16 protein-coding genes and 1 tRNA gene are annotated in these 17,698 nt (G+C 43.1%); 3 read left to right on the top strand and 14 right to left on the bottom strand.

The window, feature by feature from the left end; translation table 11 throughout:
* Positions 1-7: 7 nt before the first annotated feature.
* From AB3N61_RS10835 to AB3N61_RS10880, 10 genes are all read right to left on the bottom strand, one after another.
* The gene (locus AB3N61_RS10835; RefSeq protein WP_020770698.1) at positions 8-322 is read right to left on the bottom strand and encodes a PLDc N-terminal domain-containing protein; all 315 of its coding nucleotides are present in this window, start codon (positions 320-322) and stop codon (positions 8-10) included.
* A 51-nt stretch (positions 323-373) separates the two neighbouring features.
* A complete protein-coding gene (locus tag AB3N61_RS10840) occupies positions 374-2,380 on the bottom strand; it encodes a plastocyanin/azurin family copper-binding protein (protein WP_367897568.1) in 2,007 nt (668 codons plus the stop codon).
* A 188-nt stretch (positions 2,381-2,568) separates the two neighbouring features.
* Positions 2,569-4,017 (bottom strand): Na+/H+ antiporter NhaC, encoded by a 1,449-nt coding sequence (gene nhaC, locus AB3N61_RS10845; RefSeq protein ID WP_020770843.1) that lies wholly within the window; start codon positions 4,015-4,017, stop codon positions 2,569-2,571.
* Positions 4,014-4,913, bottom strand: a complete 900-nt coding sequence (locus AB3N61_RS10850; RefSeq protein WP_367897569.1) for an RluA family pseudouridine synthase — start codon at positions 4,911-4,913, stop codon at positions 4,014-4,016. Before AB3N61_RS10850 ends, nhaC begins: the two co-directional genes overlap by 4 nt.
* 64 nt (positions 4,914-4,977) lie before the next feature.
* On the bottom strand, positions 4,978-6,189 hold the full coding sequence (locus tag AB3N61_RS10855; RefSeq protein ID WP_020770876.1) for a PilZ domain-containing protein: 1,212 nt from the start codon (positions 6,187-6,189) through the stop codon (positions 4,978-4,980).
* A 254-nt stretch (positions 6,190-6,443) separates the two neighbouring features.
* Positions 6,444-8,708 carry an alpha-hydroxy-acid oxidizing protein gene (locus tag AB3N61_RS10860; protein WP_020770732.1) on the bottom strand — a complete coding sequence of 755 codons (2,265 nt, stop codon included), beginning with the start codon at positions 8,706-8,708 and terminating at the stop codon, positions 6,444-6,446.
* Positions 8,705-9,859 carry a tRNA 2-thiouridine(34) synthase MnmA gene (gene mnmA / locus AB3N61_RS10865; RefSeq protein ID WP_367897570.1) on the bottom strand — a complete coding sequence of 385 codons (1,155 nt, stop codon included), beginning with the start codon at positions 9,857-9,859 and terminating at the stop codon, positions 8,705-8,707. Before mnmA ends, AB3N61_RS10860 begins: the two co-directional genes overlap by 4 nt.
* Positions 9,852-10,820 (bottom strand): retropepsin-like aspartic protease, encoded by a 969-nt coding sequence (locus tag AB3N61_RS10870; RefSeq protein ID WP_412758370.1) that lies wholly within the window; start codon positions 10,818-10,820, stop codon positions 9,852-9,854. Before AB3N61_RS10870 ends, mnmA begins: the two co-directional genes overlap by 8 nt.
* 240 nt (positions 10,821-11,060) lie before the next feature.
* Entirely contained in the window at positions 11,061-11,291 is a 231-nt protein-coding gene (locus AB3N61_RS10875) for a hypothetical protein (RefSeq protein WP_020770850.1), read from the bottom strand.
* A gap of 66 nt (positions 11,292-11,357) precedes the next feature.
* Positions 11,358-12,422, bottom strand: coding sequence for a sensor domain-containing diguanylate cyclase (locus AB3N61_RS10880; RefSeq protein ID WP_020770619.1), 1,065 nt, complete (start codon positions 12,420-12,422; stop codon positions 11,358-11,360).
* A gap of 199 nt (positions 12,423-12,621) precedes the next feature.
* Here AB3N61_RS10880 and AB3N61_RS10885 point away from each other — a divergent pair.
* A tRNA-Met gene (locus AB3N61_RS10885) sits at positions 12,622-12,694 on the top strand.
* Positions 12,695-12,811: 117 nt separating this feature from the next.
* Here the strand turns inward: AB3N61_RS10885 and proC are convergent.
* Genes proC through AB3N61_RS10900 form a run of 3 tightly spaced genes read right to left on the bottom strand, consistent with a single transcriptional unit; the run spans position 12,812 to position 14,957 of the window.
* Positions 12,812-13,591 carry a pyrroline-5-carboxylate reductase gene (gene proC / locus AB3N61_RS10890; protein WP_367897572.1) on the bottom strand — a complete coding sequence of 260 codons (780 nt, stop codon included), beginning with the start codon at positions 13,589-13,591 and terminating at the stop codon, positions 12,812-12,814.
* Positions 13,588-14,253, bottom strand: a complete 666-nt coding sequence (locus tag AB3N61_RS10895; protein ID WP_367897573.1) for a YggS family pyridoxal phosphate-dependent enzyme — start codon at positions 14,251-14,253, stop codon at positions 13,588-13,590. The genes proC and AB3N61_RS10895 overlap by 4 nt, the downstream gene beginning before the upstream one ends.
* A 14-nt stretch (positions 14,254-14,267) precedes the next feature.
* Positions 14,268-14,957: a hypothetical protein gene (locus AB3N61_RS10900; protein ID WP_367897574.1), complete on the bottom strand. Its 690-nt coding sequence runs from the start codon at positions 14,955-14,957 to the stop codon at positions 14,268-14,270.
* A gap of 99 nt (positions 14,958-15,056) precedes the next feature.
* On the opposite strand from AB3N61_RS10900, the gene AB3N61_RS10905 reads away from it, so the two are divergent.
* Positions 15,057-15,797 (top strand): flagellar filament outer layer protein FlaA, encoded by a 741-nt coding sequence (locus AB3N61_RS10905; protein ID WP_412758371.1) that lies wholly within the window; start codon positions 15,057-15,059, stop codon positions 15,795-15,797.
* On the opposite strand, the gene AB3N61_RS10910 is transcribed toward AB3N61_RS10905, so the two are convergent.
* Positions 15,769-16,386, bottom strand: a complete 618-nt coding sequence (locus AB3N61_RS10910; protein ID WP_367897575.1) for a dehalogenase — start codon at positions 16,384-16,386, stop codon at positions 15,769-15,771. The two genes, AB3N61_RS10905 and AB3N61_RS10910, sit on opposite strands and share 29 nt — an antisense overlap.
* A gap of 6 nt (positions 16,387-16,392) precedes the next feature.
* On the opposite strand from AB3N61_RS10910, the gene AB3N61_RS10915 reads away from it, so the two are divergent.
* Positions 16,393-17,640, top strand: coding sequence for a 3-deoxy-D-manno-octulosonic acid transferase (locus AB3N61_RS10915; RefSeq protein ID WP_367897576.1), 1,248 nt, complete (start codon positions 16,393-16,395; stop codon positions 17,638-17,640).
* Positions 17,641-17,698 lie beyond the last annotated feature (58 nt).

Consider the following 17,698-nt stretch of genomic DNA (forward strand, 5'->3'; position numbering starts at 1 on the left):
CCGTTTATTAGAATCTTGCGATGGTAGAGATCAGAAGTGTTAAGACCAAAAGACCGATCCCCCCATATACAAGGCTGTTCTTCGCCCATGACGGGATCTTAGAACCGCCGACCAAGTGGTACGCCCCTGCCCCGAACAAAGGGACAAGAATGATCGCAGCGGTCCAAAGACTTCCTTTTTTAGGATCCACATCGTCTCTTTTAGACAGATCGATCAGGGCCAGCGGCGCCCAAAGAGCGAATAAAATGTAGAAAATATAGTATCCGTAAAAGTTGAAAAGTAAGGTAAAAAATCCCGGATCGTAAAATTGAGCAGTTTCCATAAATAACTCCTTATTATATTCTAAAATTCTAATGTATTAAGTTTCCTGAGATCAACCCGCTCCTACGTTCCCTACTATGGTGAAACCAAGGTAGAAAATGAAGGCCAAGGAGGCTCCAAATCCTGCAAAGACAAGAGTGAACCTCAAGTATTTAGGATAAGAAGATTTGCCCGAAAGAAGATACGCTCCTCCTCCGATGTACGGCACTAAGGAAACAAATGCCAACCAAACGTATTTACCGACGCTTGTTTCCGCTTTAGAAACCAGGTCATAAACACTCAAACTGACCAAACATACGTAAAGAAGAAGTGGAAGTAAATATCCAAACCAACGGAAGATCACGATTTGGATATCCAATGGTTTAGGTACCGAAAACCCGCCTAAAACGTCCCCGAATTTCGGTTTTCTTTCCGCGAGAATTTTAGCCGCTTCCTCCGGAAGTTTCACCTTATCCAAATCTAAACCGAAGTCTTCGAAAGGATGGATTGCAGGTTTGATAGGTGCGGAAACTCCGCCAGGTAAATTCGTTTGAGGAGGAGGGACCGGTTGGTTCTTCCAATCTCCGCTCGGATAATTCCCGTGAGTCGCATCCACCATCAAAGAAAGTGCGTTATACGCAGTGAAAATTTCTCCTCCCATCGGGAATCTAATGCCGGAAGCACAAGAATTCGTTTTTTCCAACAAAGGAGGAACGGAGGTTTGGAATTTGTTATTAGAGAAACAGTTCCCGATACTGATCGGTCCTGCAAGTGTCAAGTCCCCAAAACCGGAAGAATGTACTATGTTTCCTTCGACGATATTCCTATGCGAGAACCAGAAATTTTCGTCCAGATTCGGAAAAATCGCGATCCCGTAATTATCGTGACCGATCACTACGTTATTTTTGATCACATTATTAATACCGCCTGCGATCAGTATCCCCGTTCCGTAAGTAGGATATTCCAGAGGTTTGATCGGAGCCGTCAGGTTATTATTATCATAGATCAAATTTCCGATAATCGTAGTCTCTCTTTCCGGAGGAAGAAGTTCCCTATCCAACGAATTCGGTCCGAGACCTACGATATTATTTCTCCAGATTGAACTCAGGATGTATAATTCTCCACCGGCGTTCGTTCCGGAATAACCTAATGCGCTGTTCTCCGAGATCACGTCATAAAGGATAGCTTTACAAGGATAACATTGACCCACATAAATTCCCGCATCAGGAGAACCGGAAGCATAAGAATGTTCTAATACTCCGTTCACCGAGTCGAAAGCGTAAATTCCATAGTCTCCATTATTATAGGCGGTAAGATAAGAACCTCTATATCCTTTTACACCGGTCCAAAAGAAACCGTTTAAGGTGGAGTTCCTTGCAGTCATGTTTTCCACTGCTACACCGTTCGCGCCTACCACGATCACACCGTTCGCCCTTTGGAATTGACCGTCTAAGATGACTTTATTTCTATCCGTTCCTCTTAAGGTAATCGAAGGAGTGGTGACCACAACTTCTTCGTAATATACACCTTCGTCGATCAGGATCAGATCTCCAGGAGAGGCAGCATCCACTGCGTTTTGGATAGTAGGATACATTTGTGGAACCTTACGTGTGGTTCCCGAAAATTTTTCAGCAACCTTCCAATCTTTACCGGCTCTTGCCGCAGGATTGTAAGCCGCGTTTCCCACCACTATATCCCCAACCATTCCGCTCTTTCCATCCGGAGATGCGTGAAAGCTACAATAGTAAGGAAAAACGCCTTCCTTCGGATAAGTGATCTTTACCTTTGCCCCTCTTGGCATTACGATATTACCGAAACTCTTTTCGGTAGACCAGGATTTATCCACTGCTATCGCATTGTGAGGATTGGCCCCTGAATTGACAAATTCGATCTGACCGCCGACAGGGATCTTTTGCATAGGGGGAGAAAATGCATTATCCACCATGACCACATGGGCAAAACCTTCCGTCGTTTCTCCTTCTTTGCTGCTGCAAGAAGAAGCGAAGGCCCCCATCAAAATTCCCAAAACTAATAGTCCTAGAACGGGAATATACCTTTCTTTTAAATGGAATTTAGGCATCGGAACTCCTCTCCTATATATTCGAAGTACTCGGGAATTTCACCCGAGATATGCCTTTTTAAAATGTGAGCTTTTGCTCACTTTTTTAGTATTTTCGCATATCGCCGTGATGACACAAGCATTTTTCTAAGATTTATAATCGAGCAAATGTTATAGAAAGCGGATTCTTCTTAAAAGCTAAAAAGATATCAGATATAATCTTTTTTAGATTCAGGATCTTTTCCCGCCAATCCCCAACCTGTCCATCCGGTGACTAAGGAGAATAATGGAGAAAGTAAATTTAAGAATGCGTAGGGAAGATACACAAGTGTAGGAACTCCTAAAGCTGTCGCCATAAAGGAACCGCAGGAATTCCAAGGAACCAAAGCGGAAGTCATTGTTCCCGAATCCTCTAAACATCTGGAAAGATTTCTAGGATCCAATCCTTTTTTAGAATACGCTTCTTTGAACATTTTACCTGAGACCACGATCGCTAGATATTGGTCCGCGCAGAAAAGATTGGTGCCTACACAGGTAAATACCGTGGCAGTGAATAAGGAACCTCTCGCTTTCGCCCAATTTAACATCTTTTCCGCTAAAACTTGGGTCATTCCCCCTCCTTCCATGATCCCTGCATAAAACATAGCGGAGATAATCAGCCAAACTGTGGAAAGCATCGAGGACATTCCTCCTCTGGATAATAATCCGTCCACGACCGCATGTCCGGTTTTCACCTTTGTGCCTACTGAAGCGGCTGAAACTAAATTTTTAAAAGCGGAAGAAGTTGCATCTTGCAAGTTTAAAGAATTTGCATATATATTGGATTGTGTCAGAACAAAACAAACTCCACCGCTCAAGATCCCTATAAATATGGAAGGAATTGCGGAAACCCTAAAGTAGATGAGAAAGAAAGTAAGAAGAGGTGGAAAAAGTAAAACCCAAGAAATCTGGAATTCCGCTTTTAGTGCGGAGATCACCGGCTCTGTAGCTGTTTCCGTTTCTCCCTGGCCGCTACCCCAGCCTAAAAATCCGAACGCTAAAAGACAGATCCCGAATGCAGGTAACGTCGTCCTAGCCATATTACGGATATGTGATAGAAGGGAGACCCCTGTTATGGAGGATGCAAGATTTGTCGTTTCCGAAAAAGGAGAAAGTTTATCTCCGAAATAGGCACCCGAAACAACCGCCCCGGCTACCATCCCCAAAGGTTTCCCAAGGCCGGCCCCCACTCCGATCAATGCGACTCCGATGGTTCCCGCAGTGGACCATGAACTTCCTGTGGCTAAAGAAACCACGGAAGATAAGATGAGCGCTGAGGGTAAAAAAATCTCCGGTTTTAATAATTCTAAACCCCAGACAATGAGTGCCGGCACGATCCCGGAACGGATCCAAATCCCGATCAATGCCCCTATCAAAAGTAAGATGAGTATCGGCTGCAATACGTTTCTCAGAGAATCCAAAACGGTGTCCTCTATTTCCTCCCAAGAGATGCCCCTGAGCCTGGAAATTCCCGCGGAAATCGCACCCGCACTGAATAATAAAATTTGGGCCGGTCCTTCTGCGATCCCACTTCCGAATAAAAATCCCGCCGTACTTAACGAAAATACCAAAAATCCCAGCGGAAATAAGGAGATCCAAAATCCAGGTTTTTCGTTCATTCAGGAAAATCCTGCGGTAAACCGGATCGTATCTTCGTTATTAATCCCGTAAACGGATGAATGAACGTAAGAGAAATCGAATGTAATGCCTGCCTTTCCATTCCGAGTTTTTGGATTAAATCCGGATCTTTCCCTTCAATAAATTCCAGGAAGGTTCTCTCATCTTTGCCGTAAATTTTATCTCCGATTAACGGAAATCCTAAAGAATACAATGTAGCACGAATTTGGTGAAGCCTTCCGGTTTTAGGAAAACAATATACTTTAGAAAAAGATAATCCCTGAAAGATACCTTCTCCAATTTTCCTAAAAGCGGTTTCGCAGGTTTCCGAATCTTGTTCCGGTATTTCTAATTTCTGAAACGAAGTTTCGGAAAGAAACCTTCTTTTTTTGCGGATTAAAGAAGAAGGATCCGAAGTCAAAAATCCCTTTGCCTGGAGGCGAGCCGGAAAATTTCCCCAAACATAGGATACGTACGTTTTATTTACTTTTCTTTTGGAAAATAGATCGGCTAATTTTGAAGCGGCTTCCGGATCTTTTGCGAAAACGACCACTCCGGACGTTTCTCTATCCAATCTATGGATCGTATATATTTTTTCGAAACGAGGATCTTCTTCTAAAAGATCCGTGAGATTGTTTTTCCTGTATCTTCCGGCGCTATGGATCGGAATATCACCCGGTTTTTCCACCGCAATATAACGTGTATCTTCGTATAAAATTTTAAAGTCCGTTTGGATGGGAGGTTCGAAACTATCTCCCGGAAGATAAAGTATCTCGTCTCCTTCTTTGATGGAGTAAGAAGGTTTTGCAGGCTTTCCTTGGACGAGTATTTTACCTTCTTCTAATATTTTTCTCCAATTGGACCTGGATTGGTATGTGAATCTGGAAGCGAGAAACACGTCAAGTCTGGAACCGGCCTCTTCTTTCCCGATCTTTGTTCTAAGACCTTCCTGTACAAGAGAATTAGACAGACTCTTCTTCTCCTTCGAATCCCATATCAGGTATATCTTCCGATACCGTTTCCATCTCGGAAGCAGACTCTCCTTCCACGGGAGTATCCGACTCTTGTTCTGTCGATTCAGGCGCTTGAGAACCTTCTCCCGGGCCTAATCTGGAATCCACAAATCGGTTCAACATCTCTTCTTCCTTAGAATTCAAATTAAAGAATTGTAAACCGATACGGAACATTTTGTCCGTGTTCGTGATATTTCGGATAACGGCCCGATAAGTCCCTTTCAGTTCCTGATTCATTTGCAGATCGAATAACAAAATTTCTCCCACTGCAAAACTTCTGGAAAAGAAAATGGATTGCGCGTGGAAAAACCCGAGTCCACTCCTACTGATATCCTCTGCGATACATCTTTCTTTGGACTCCTGGAAAAACCCGGAAGCGATCACATCCCTGGAAATTGCGGCGGCAAATAATGTGATCTTATTATAATCTTCCGTATCCATAGGTTTGTCGGAAAGCACCTGAACATAACCGAGAGGTGTATAATTTTTATAACGGATCAGTACCGAAATTTCGGAAATAAATCTGGATTCTAACTTATTCAATGCCAGAAGTTTTAGGTATTCCTCGATCGGAACAAAATTTTGTCCAACTCCGCCCGAACTTCTTTCCAAACGATTGGTAACGAAGATGGATTGTTCGAAATTGTACATGATCCTAAGCCTGTTATCCATTCGATCCGAAAAATAGATCAAAGAATCCGGATAGGTTTCCTTCATTTTTTTGGCATGTTTCTGAAGGATAGTCTCTACTATTTTATCAATAAAACCTAATGAACGTCTTAAGTGTAATTGATTGATAATATTGGTGAGAATGATCGGCTCTCCGCCCCCACCTTCCAATTCCACCCTGCCCTGGGCCCGTTTTGCCTCGCTGACCTTTACCGCCTGGATCCTCAACAATTCCAAACCGTTACCCGCATTCCTCTGGACAACCGTAAAAACACCGTGGAAAAAATGATTATTATGAGTAAGAAATAGGATCCTGGTCTTCTCCCCATCCGATTTTCCGGGTAAAGAAACGAGAAGATAAAGACCGTCTTTGACCCCTACGATTTTTGCGGGATAGGATCTGCCCTTAATTTCCACGGAAACCGGCAATCTCGCAAACAATGTTTGGAGGATTTTAGTCAGAGCCTCTGTTTCCTTGACTGTCCTATCCAAACGTTCCTCCTAAAGGAATCCCCAGACCCTTTGGCAAGGAATCCGAGTTTAACGGCTCCCTCGTTTAGGGAAAGGAAATTACTGGTTTCAAGGAATTTTCCGGATCATTCCTCTCTCTTTTTCGCAAAAGCGCCAAACCGGAATAGTATTCTATACTTTGCATTATATTCTACTAATACGTTCGGGGGACAACCGGGAAACCAATTGTGGAATTGTATCAAAAGTCTGGCAAAAAGAAAAATCTAACTGGAAGTTTAAGAAGAAGTCTCTTCTTTTTTTCTGAAAATAAATTCTTTCCTAATCTCGGAAATTTTGGAAACTCCTACCGTGTTCATTGCCTGTGCCAAACCTTCGGTATATTGGCCCACTAAAAAACGGACTCCAGCCACACCCCCGCCCACCGCGGAAATCGCCATAGGTCTCCCGATGAGAACATTGTTCGCACCTAATGCGTGCATTTTGAAAACGTCGGCGCCGCTTCTAACACCGCCGTCCACTGAGATCGGAAAATCAGCACCTAAGGCCTCTCGGATCTTAGGGAGAACTCTCGCAGTCCCTGGCATATCGTCCAATACTCTGCCCCCATGATTGGAAACAACGATCGCATCCGCACCAGCTTCTCTTGCAAGGATCGCATCTTCGGGACTCATCACACCTTTTAGGATAAAAGGAAGTTTTGTATAAGAACGTATTTTAGAAAGAGCGTCCACTCCTCTTGTGATCGAAGGGATCTTTTTCTGGACCAGAGTTTTGAAATTCACTGCATCTATGTCCATTCCTAGAGCAAGAACACCTTGCGCTTCCGCTTCTTGGAATCTTTCTTTGATGAGCCCTTCGTCTTCTCGCGGTTTACAAATAAGTACACCTTTTCCATCCACCTTTTTAAGAGCTTCCAGAATGATCAGATATTTTTCCGGGCTTGCGCCATCGCCTAACCATGCTAAGCTGCCGGAAGCCAAACATCCTTCTAACAAAACCGCGGCGAGAGTATACTCATCCATGGCTCCGCTCATATTCGTGATCGCACCTGTCATTGGGGCGCACATAAAAGATGTGGATAATTTCTGTCCAAAAAAGTGACTTTCGGTGCTTGCCTGCACATTGTCTCTGATATATCTGGGTAGGATCGAATATTCTTCCAAGGCCTTGGTATTGTCCTGAAAGCTAAGCATTCTTCCGACTCCGCCCATTCCGGGAACACCGGAAGCACAATCCGTCCCATCACATACCTTACAGACCCAGCAAATCTCTTTTCCAAAACGAGCTCGCGCGTTAGCCGCGATTTCTTTTTCGGAGATGGAGTATAATTCGTCCGAGGTAAATTTAACGGTTTCCAATACTTTGGAGAATATACTTTCAGCCTGACTTAAATTCTCCGCGGAGATGATCACATGTCCTGTTTTTTCAATATTATTCGTGGGTTCCGGGATAATGTCTCCCACCTTATGTAAAAGAAAGATATCGGTAACTCCTTCTATCTTTTTGGCCTCTTCCAATCCATCGATGGAAAGAAGTTTTCCCTTAGGCGCGAGTAACGCTCTTTCGATAGATACTCTATGAAATAACGGTTCTAAATTATCAGGCTCTTCCCCCAGAGCGATAAGTATAGCGGCTCGATTCAAATTGATCCCGCTGGATAATGGGAAAGTCAAAGCGGACATGAACCCGCCCGAAAGTCTTGCGGCAATCTCTCCTACTTTTACTCCTGTAGGAGTCACTTTGATATCGCCCTTTCCTGCACCTCTTCTGATCCCAAGCGCCTGCATTCCTCGAAACATCACATCTTCTATTTCTTTTTGGATCTCTGGCGAAAGAGCGGAAGGCATATTATGGCCCATCTCTATAAAATAAGGTTCTCTTTCTATGATACGGTCCGCAAGACCTGTGATCATAAATTTGCCGTCCCACGCGAGCGCATCCACGGAAACTTCGGGACCGGGCATATATTCTTCTAAGATCATCTCACCGGTAGGAGAATATTTTTTTGCGTGTTTGAATGCTGCCTGTAGCTCTTCTCTATTATTTACTTTTACAACCCCGCGAGCTCCCATATTGTCTGCAGGTTTCATTACCAACGGAAATTGTAGGAATTCCAACGCGTCGCGTGTATCTTGGATACTCCATACGGGAGCAAATCCCGGAATAGGAACCCCTGCCTTTTTCAGGCGCTCCCTCATCTTTACTTTATTGGAAGCCGCTTCCGCATCCACGAATCGGATCCCAGGAAGATCCAGTGCATTGGCTACTGCAGCCACAGTCATACTGGCGTCTGTTCCTGCGGTGATTACTCCGTCTATCTTAGTAGTTGCGGATAATTTTTTAGCCTCTCTTACCATTCCTTCTATGTCTTTCGTGGACATGATAAGAGGAAGATCGCAAATTTTCAGACCCGGCGCCTCCGGATTCATATCCGCTACCACCGTTCTGAGAAGCATCGTTTTTGCCGTTTGGATGATCGGAACCTGTAAAAGTCCTCCGCCTATGATTAGGATCGTCTTACCTGCGATTTTTTTACTCACGGAAGAACGCTTACTCCTAGTTCCGAATTTTGGAATGTGCTAAGATCGGATTTTTCGTAAGTGGTCACACTTCCTTTTTGGATGATCCCACCTGCAAGTAAATAGTCGCTATCCTTCGGATAGAAGACTGCGGATTGGCCGGGAGCTACACCCTTTACTTCTTCCAAAGGAAATACTTGTATAAAGTTTTCGTTACGTACTACTTTTGCTTTGATCGGACGGGAACGATATCTGACTTGGACCCTACATTCGGAACTTTCCGTTTCTAAAACGGGAGCCCAAGCTTGCAGGTTCAGATCTTCTACGATAAAGGATTCCACAAAGGTTTGTTTTTCCTCCGCCAAAACGACCGTCCCGTCATCTTGGATAGAGATCACATATAAAGGTGCCTTCCAAGCGATACCTAAACCTTTTCTTTGTCCTATCGTGAAGTTTTCTTTTCCGGAATGTTCTCCGACTACCTCGCCATTCTGTAATTTGAATACGCCGGGAGTGAAGTTAATATTCTTCTTAGCCAAAAACTTTCTGTAATCGTTTTCAGGAATAAAACAGATCTCTTGTGACTCCGCTTTTTCTGCTACCGGAAGCCCCATCTTACGCGCGATCTCACGAACTTCTGGTTTAGTCATTCCACCCAAAGGAAAAACGGTATTTTTCAGATTCTCTTGGGACAAGCCGTATAGATAATACGCTTGGTTCTTATTCATATCCTGCGCATTGGAGACGGCATATCTGCCGTCCACCTCGACGATATTTGCATAATGTCCGGTAGCTATTTTATCAATTCCTAATGCTTTCGCTTTTTCGAATAAAGCGCCGAACTTCACGAAAGTATTACATTCCACACAAGGGTTCGGAGTCTTTCCATCCTTGTAATCGTTTACGAACCTATCTATGACCTTTTCTTGGAAAAGTTTCTCCATCTTGATCACATAAAAAGGGATATTTAAGGAGAGACCAACGTCTCTCGCGTCCCTGATATCTTCGGGAGAACAACAGGATTTTTTAGTGGTATCGCAGGCAGGTGCTTCATATTCCCATGTGCGCAGGTTGACGCCGATCACTTCGTAACCTTCTTCCATGAGGAGACCTGCGGTAACCGCACTGTCCACCCCTCCGCTCATCGCTACTATGATCTTACCCTTATTCATTCCCTAAGACCGATTCCTTTCCTACTATACCAATAAGACTCCTTTTTGTGTCCAAAAGAATTCGATAGTTTTCCATCCAATTCCGACCTAATATCCCGACGATCCCTCTTCTATGGTCCGAATGCAAAGCATCCGGAGGAATCCCGCCAGGAAATACCTCGAGTTCAGGAGTGCAGAAACCGATCCCTTCAGAATCGTTTTTCACAAAAACAGGACAAAAAGGCCGAAGCGTTCTGATCTTTGCCGAAAGCCGGCCACCACCGAAGTTGAATACGGTCGCTTCTTTTCCTTCCACATATTCCGTTGGATGATCTGATTTGATCGTCTCCCAGTCTAGAACACTGTATTCGGCCCCGGTGTCCAAGATCCAAGATTCTTTTCGAGTTCCCGGCGGGCGAAGAAGTACTGCAGACGGTTGCCCTGACTTCAAAAACATTGGAAATAGATTTTCTTCCAAAAAGCCGGGTGCAGGACTGGACGTAGAAGATCTCCATAGGGAAATTTTATCCGGTAGATCCAAAACAACTACCGAACCTAAGAATGCATTCATTCCTAGGATCCCATCCACTCTCAATTCTTTGGGAAACACATGTGAATAAAATTCCACAGACTCGAATGGGCGGATCCCTCCTATGAACAGATCATTTTTGATCGTTCTTCGTACCGACTGAACGGAACCGCCGGGAAAACTTGCACTCAAAACTTTTTTAGGAGAATTTTCCGGCACATGATCTTCGGAAAGAAAGGAAACGAATGCACCCGTATCGATCAGGAATCTAAGAGGTTCCCGATCTTTATCTAAAGCGAGATAAATTACGGGAAGATGATCCACTTCTTTTAAAGGAAGACGGATCCAGATCCCCCCTGCGTCTTTTTCATAGCGGATATAACCTGAGAATAAATTCCGAAAATCGAAACTAGTACATCCCGCTAAAGAAAAAAAGAATAACGTAAGAATCATTCGGGAAAGAATAGTTCTTTTTTTGAATGTACAATTCGGAAAAAAAAGCATCGTAAGTGTTCGAAAGCCCGATTAGGGTCTCAAATTTGCGGAAAAAATCGATCCTTTTTTATACGAGCTTGTCCAAACGTCCGGACTCGTGGAGCGTAGGGCTTAATAGCGATCGATTACCCAAGTATTGGAACGGACTTATTAAGTAGAAAATTTTAGAAAAGCGAACACCTAAAGTTCGTTTTAAGATTACAATAGTTTTTTAATACAACGGGAATTTGGACAACGTGTATAGTCGATCACACAATCCCGATACTCTATTCCTGTCTGAGTATCCTTTGCTTTATACTCTATAAAGCAGGAATACGGTGAAAAATCGAACTCTTCTCTTCCTAAAGCACGGTTACGGATACGTTTTCCGAGCTCCGCCTCTTCGATCTGGCTGATATAATAATGGTCCAGCTCAAGTTGTTTTTCCATGTTAGAGGTTTCGGCCGAATTTTAGAATTCGATAAGCCGAAAAATCTTCACAAAAACGGGAAAAAACTAGTTTTGGACCGGAACTTGGAAGGAAATTGTCCTGTTTTTACCGGAGTGTTTCGCCTCGTAAAGCGCCTTATCCGCCCTTTCTATAAGATCCTTATTGTTTCTATCACTTGCCCAAAACTCGGAAACCCCAATAGAAAGAGTGACTTGGAAATCCGGACCTCCGTTCGGATTCGGAATAGAAGTAGCCTCTACCGCCTTTCTCAAACGTTCTCCCATTTCAAATCCCCGCTTTAAGTCCGCTCCAGGCATGACCAAACAGAATTCCTCTCCACCGTATCTGGCGGCGATATCATGTTTGCCCGCACATTGGATCAGCCTTGCAGCGACCTCGATAAGTACCTGGTCCCCCGCTTGGTGCCCATGAGTATCATTGAACTTTTTAAAGTTGTCCACATCGGTGAATAGAAGAGCAAGATTCGTTCTTTTTTTACGGCAACGTTCCATCTCTTCTTTCAGTTTAGTCTGGAAGTAATGATGCACTTTCAAACCGGTCATCATATCAACGGTTGCAAGTTCGTAGAGTCTTGAGTTCTCCACTGCGATCCCAGCTAGAGTGGAAAGAGTGGTAAGGAAGTCTCTATCTTCTTCCATCCATTCTCCCATGGTGATCTTTTCACCCAAAAGAAGTAACCCGTTCACTTTCCCTTTTGCATTCAAAGGAATGATGAGGTCTCCGCCTATTCTTCTTAAAAATTCCAGTTCAGGACTTAAGCCCATGGACTCTTCGATCTGATCGGGAGTCATTGCTTTCAGTTTGGTTTCTAAAAAAGTAACTAAAGGTGCATCTGTTTTAATCCGGAACCCTGCATCATCTTCCGCAAGGTCGAATCCTTTGAAACTAGGTTCCAATTCAAAATAATTAGAGTCAGCTTCCGGTGCTAAAAAGATAGCCGCGCTCAAAGTTTGCAATTGAGCTAAACAAATATTTAAAATAGCATCGATTAGATACTTATAATCTAGTGTGGAATTAAGAGCCTTACTGATCTCGAGAAGTTGTTTCTGATCATAGATCTTCTTCTCATAATATTCGATCATCAATGGATCATTGTCTTTTCCGATCAACTGTGGAATCTCCCAATACTAAATTGAAAAGATAATTTATTTCGCTAATCCGTTTCTTCGCCTACGGACTTTGAACAATTTCCGTGAAGTCGATCCGCAAGAGGTAGTAGCATCAAAAAGCTTTCCTCGGGGAAATCAAACTCTTTTTGGTTTTTCATTTGACTTTCAGCCTGGGGTACGGAAACATGGTTTTAGACGCCGCGCGGTGGAGCAGCCGGTAGCTCGTTGGGCTCATAACCCAAAGGTCACAGGTTCGAATCCTGTCCGCGCTAGAGCGTTTTACATCAAACATTATCCTCAAAAGTAGACAAAGAGACGTTTAATTTCTACCTTTTCTACTCTTTCCTAATAAAAAAGAAACAAATCTCTTATTTGCTAATCCTTTCTATTTAGTTTCCTAACTCTTTAGAACGTTCTGTTGCTCTTTTCACTGCGGAGATCACAGCAAAAGGGAATTTATTCTTCTCCAACTCTTCCAAACCTGCGATCGTTGTTCCACCGGGAGAAGTTACTTTGTTTTTCAAAACTTCCGGATGAGTATCTGGGTCCTTTTCCAATTCTTTTGCCAGTAATTCAGCACCACCTATCACGGTTTGTATGGAAAGTTCCAACGCTTGAGAATATGTCAAACCGGAGGCAACTCCACCTTCTGCCAAACTTTGGATAAACCTAAGTACGTAGGCAGGCCCTGAACCGGAAAGACCGGTTACCGCATCTAATAATTCTTCTTTGGAAAGTTCCAAACAATAAGAGATAGGAGAGAAGATCTCCCGCAGACTTTCGTATAATTCCTTGTCTCCATAGTAGCCCAAAGCTCCCTTTCCCACTAAAATAGGAAGGTTCGGCATAATACGGACCACTTTGGATCCGTTAGGAGCGGAAGAAGAAAGTATCCTAGTATCAATTCCCGCCGCTACGGAAAGAATCGCCTTCGGAGCTTCCAAGGATCTAAGAGTTTTAGAAACCTCCGCAGGCTTTACAGCTAAGATCAAAAGATCCGCTTTCTTTTGGAATTGGGACCAATCCGATTCCAGAACCATTCCTTGCGCTTTTTTTGGGTCTAGATAAGGATCAAAACCTATTACATCTATCTTTCTAGATTGAAGGGAACGATAAATCGCTCCTCCCATATTTCCGCAACCTATGATACCGATCTTATTATATTTCATGTTCTTTCTCCGAATATTGCGGTCCCAATTCTAAGATAATCGCTACCTTCTTCCAATGCAATTCTGTAATCACCGGACATTCCCATGGACAATTTTCCTTGTGGATAAAATTCTTTTCGGATCTTAGCCATCTCTTGGAATACCTTGCGGGTTTCTTCCGGATCTCCGGAGCTTGGGCCCATGGTCATAAATCCTTCTAATATACAGAATTCCGAACTGAGAGTTTCTTTTTTTTGAAGAAGGGCCAGGACTTCTTCTTTCGAAAATCCCGACTTTGTATCTTCCTTTGTTAGATTGACTTGTAGGAAATACCGTATCTTCCAGCGGTCCCCATCCATTCTTCTTTTCAATTCTTGTAAAATTTTTTGTGAACCTACTCCATGCACAAAAGAATATAATCCTGCGTACTTTCGAATATGAGAAGATTGAACGGGACCTATATGATGTAGTATAAAATCCTTTTCCGGTTTTCCCAAGTCCGAAAATTTTTCAATCCCCTCTTGGACCCTGTTTTCTCCGAAATGGATCACTCCTCCGGCGATCGCTTCTTGTACTTTTTCTTTGGGTTGGAATTTGGAAACTGCGATGAGTGTTGGAGTTCCTAATTGTTTTAGGGACTCCAGTTCTTGCATGATCGTTTTATAATTTTCTGAAACTCCCACGACTTTATAGGGAACTATTCTGACTTGGATTTCTTTTTCAGACCGGAAACTTCTTGTTCCAGGATCTCCACACGTTTGCGTAAAGACATCTTACTTTTTTTCTTGGGGGACCCGTTTTTCATTCCCAGTTTTTTTTCCAAACGTCCTACTCTTTTTTCCAAAGAACTGATCTTAGCATTTACGGAAGAATGGGCCGTCCTTCTTTTCTTGTACTTTTTAGAATGACGTTTTTCTTTTTTCAGTTTAGGACCGTCGTCGTATTCTACTACACTTTCATCCCTTTGTTTTGTTCTATGGCGTTCCATTTCTTCTCTTCTAGGAAGATCGGAAGTTTCGGAAACTTTTTCGGGCTTCTCTGAAGTTTTTGTAGAAACTGAGTCCTTCGTATCCTTCTTCTCCTTTCCTAAACCCGGAACCTCATAGTCTTTTGGCAACGGTTGGGAAGAAGGTTCGGTAACCGTATCCTTGGGTTTGGAAAAATCGGAGTCAAAGTTTTGGTTCGGAGAAGATAGATCTTTTCCGTCAGGTACTTCTTCGGGAGTGAGTATGGTACGTTCCGGTTGGGACTTCTCCTCTACTTGGACGTTTTTATCCTTGTACCAAGCGGCAATCCGCTCCCTCTCCACATATAAATAAAATGCAAGAGATCCAAGTAGCAGGATGAGTAATCCGCTCAATAGGACTTTGAGAATATCCCGGTTCATAAAATACCTGATTGAATTATCGGCCCGGAAAACCCGAGAATTGGGCAAAAAACCCGGCTTCTTATTAGGAGATCCGTAAAATCTACCGAAAGATCTAGAGTGGCCCGGACCTTTCTATTCTGTTTTTGCCTAAGTTTTTGGATCCTTCCTAAAGCTACCTGGGCACCTCCAGTCAAACGGGACCAGGATGAGGCAAGTAGAGTCCTTCAATTAGAAAAAGTATTAATCGATTGGAAGCATTACAATCTTTTTCTAGTGGATTCATTCGAAGGAGAAAGACCTTGGGAAGTGTACCGAGGAGTATCCTTCTTAAATAGGATAGACTATGTTTCCCAAATCCCCGACTCTCCCGCATTCTTGAAAGAAAGAGAATTGTACAAGGCTTCTCCAAAAGAAGAATACAGATCCATGATGGTCCAAACATTCTTCGAAAATCCAAAACATGAACATCTGGAGATCCGCCCTAAGGAGCCGATCCGTCTTCCGATCGGAATTCCAACCCGCGTGTTTTTCTGGGCTTATTCCAATAATTATAACGTGGTTTTGGAGTTGGTATTCCATCAGAAAAAATCCAAAGAGATCGTTCTAGAACTGGGAGATCTGAAATTCGACGGCTGGAAAAGGATAGAGACCAAAATTGCTGTGCCTGCAAAAAATATCAGACTGAACCAATCTCTTCGTTTTCCTTTAGAGTTGGTTTCCATCCGGATCAAGCCGAATCCTTTCCAACCCAAGGGTGAATTTTATTTTTACATGGACCGATTGGGGATACTCATAGACAGCAGAGAAGAATCGTATCCGGGAGCGGATATCAAAGACAATTGGGGTACTGCTCTGTAAGGAAATCCTTTAGCTCTTCCGGTCTTTTAGGATTGAACTTAAACGCATTCCAGTTCATATAACCTGCAACTTCCACATTTGTGGGGTTATCATCTACGAACACATAATCTTTTCCCGGGAAATCGGTCTCTATCCATTGGTAATATTCTTGGGCAGGTTTTCTCACACCCATCTCGCAGGAAAAATACATCGCATCCAGAGAATGAAGAATTTCCCCGATCTCCGGAAATTTCAGGATTTCTTTGTACCAAATTGAATAATTACTCGCAAGAACCACGGAAAAACCTTTGCCCTTGAGGCTTTTTACGATCCCCAAAGTTTCAGAAATAGGATTGATCTTAGAAAACATCTTCTCCTTCAAATCCTTGGGATGAGGAAGTCCCTTGTCCTTATGAGAATCCAAATAGAATCTACGGAAAAAATCCTCTTCTTCGATTCTTCCCATTTCAAAATCCAAGAAGGCTTGCTTTTCCCGACCGTTCTTAAAATCTTCCCAATGTTCTCTGGCTAAAAGTTCTTTTAATGCCAGATGAAATGGGTCCTGGATCAAGGTATCCATTAGGTCGAATACAAAAAGGGGAGATCTCATACCACTATGCTAATAACGTATCGGATTTTGACGATCCTTCTTTGGCCCTGGATTTTCGTTTTCTCACTCTTCCTCCCGAGCGCAAAAAATTTTCTCAAAATCAGAAAAGAAGATAAGAGAAGGATACTTTCCTACCCTTTCGCACCTAAAGCACAAAAAGTGGTCTGGCTACACGCGGCTTCGGTTGGAGAACTGGACCAATGTAAGGCGCTTGCTTTAGTATATAAGAAGAAGGAACCGGAAACTTTTCTTCTCCAAAGTGTATTCTCCGATTCCGTAAGAGATTCCAGTTTAGAGGCGTTTCCGGCGGATCTGAAATTTCGTCTGCCTTTGGATTTTCCTTGGAGTTATAATTTTATCTTTAATAAATTTTCTCCCAATGTTTTAGTATGTATGGCTTGGGATCGTTGGCCTAATTTACTTTTAGCCGCTAAAAGAAGAAGGATCCAGACCGTCCTTGCTTCAGCCGTGATTACTTCTCCAAAAGGATTTGTCCAAAAAAAATTCTATAAAGCGGCCTTTTCCTTATTCGATAAAATTCTCACTTCTCATTCTTCCGGGGAAGAGAAGTTCAAAGAATTACTCGGACCAAAAAAATTCATCAAAACACTTGGAGATTCCAGATTCGATTCTGTAATCCAAAAAATAGAAACAAGCCAAAGAGAATTTAAAAAACCCAAAAATTATCCTTTCTCTCAGGTATTTTTACTCGCATCAACATACGAGCCTTGTGAAAAACTACTACTTCCGCTTTTAAAGGAACCTTCTCTCCAAAATACCGCATTCTGGATCTTCCCCCATAAAACGGATCCAACAAGGATCACACAGTTGGAATCGGAGATCAAAAGTTTCACTCCGGATTATACTTTGTATTCTCGGAGGGAGTTTGATTCGATTTCTTCCAGAGTCATCTTATTTGATGTGCTTGGGATCTTGGCGCACGCGTATAGAGCCGCGGACTTTGCCTACGTAGGAGGAGCGATACATAATAGAGTGCATAATGTATTGGAGCCTGCCTATTTCGGACTTCCACTTTTGAGCGGTCCTAGGATCAACCATGCTCCGGAAGCGATTGAACTCAATCATAGAGGCGGGTTATTTATTATCCGCACGAAAGAAGAAGTTTTAGAAATACTACAATTAAGCGCCGAAAGAAAAGAAGCCATTCGTTTTTCCAATCGCCAATTTGTGGAAACAGGCAGAGGTGCAGCGGAAAGGATATATTTGGAGATCGGTTCGCACAGAGAGCACTGAGAACACAGAGGAATTGAGTTTAACGAGCGTTGTTGGAACTCCTACATCCCGCACTCCG

It is taken from the genome of Leptospira sp. WS58.C1 (genome assembly GCF_040833995.1).
Lineage (GTDB): Bacteria > Spirochaetota > Leptospiria > Leptospirales > Leptospiraceae > Leptospira_B > Leptospira_B cinconiae.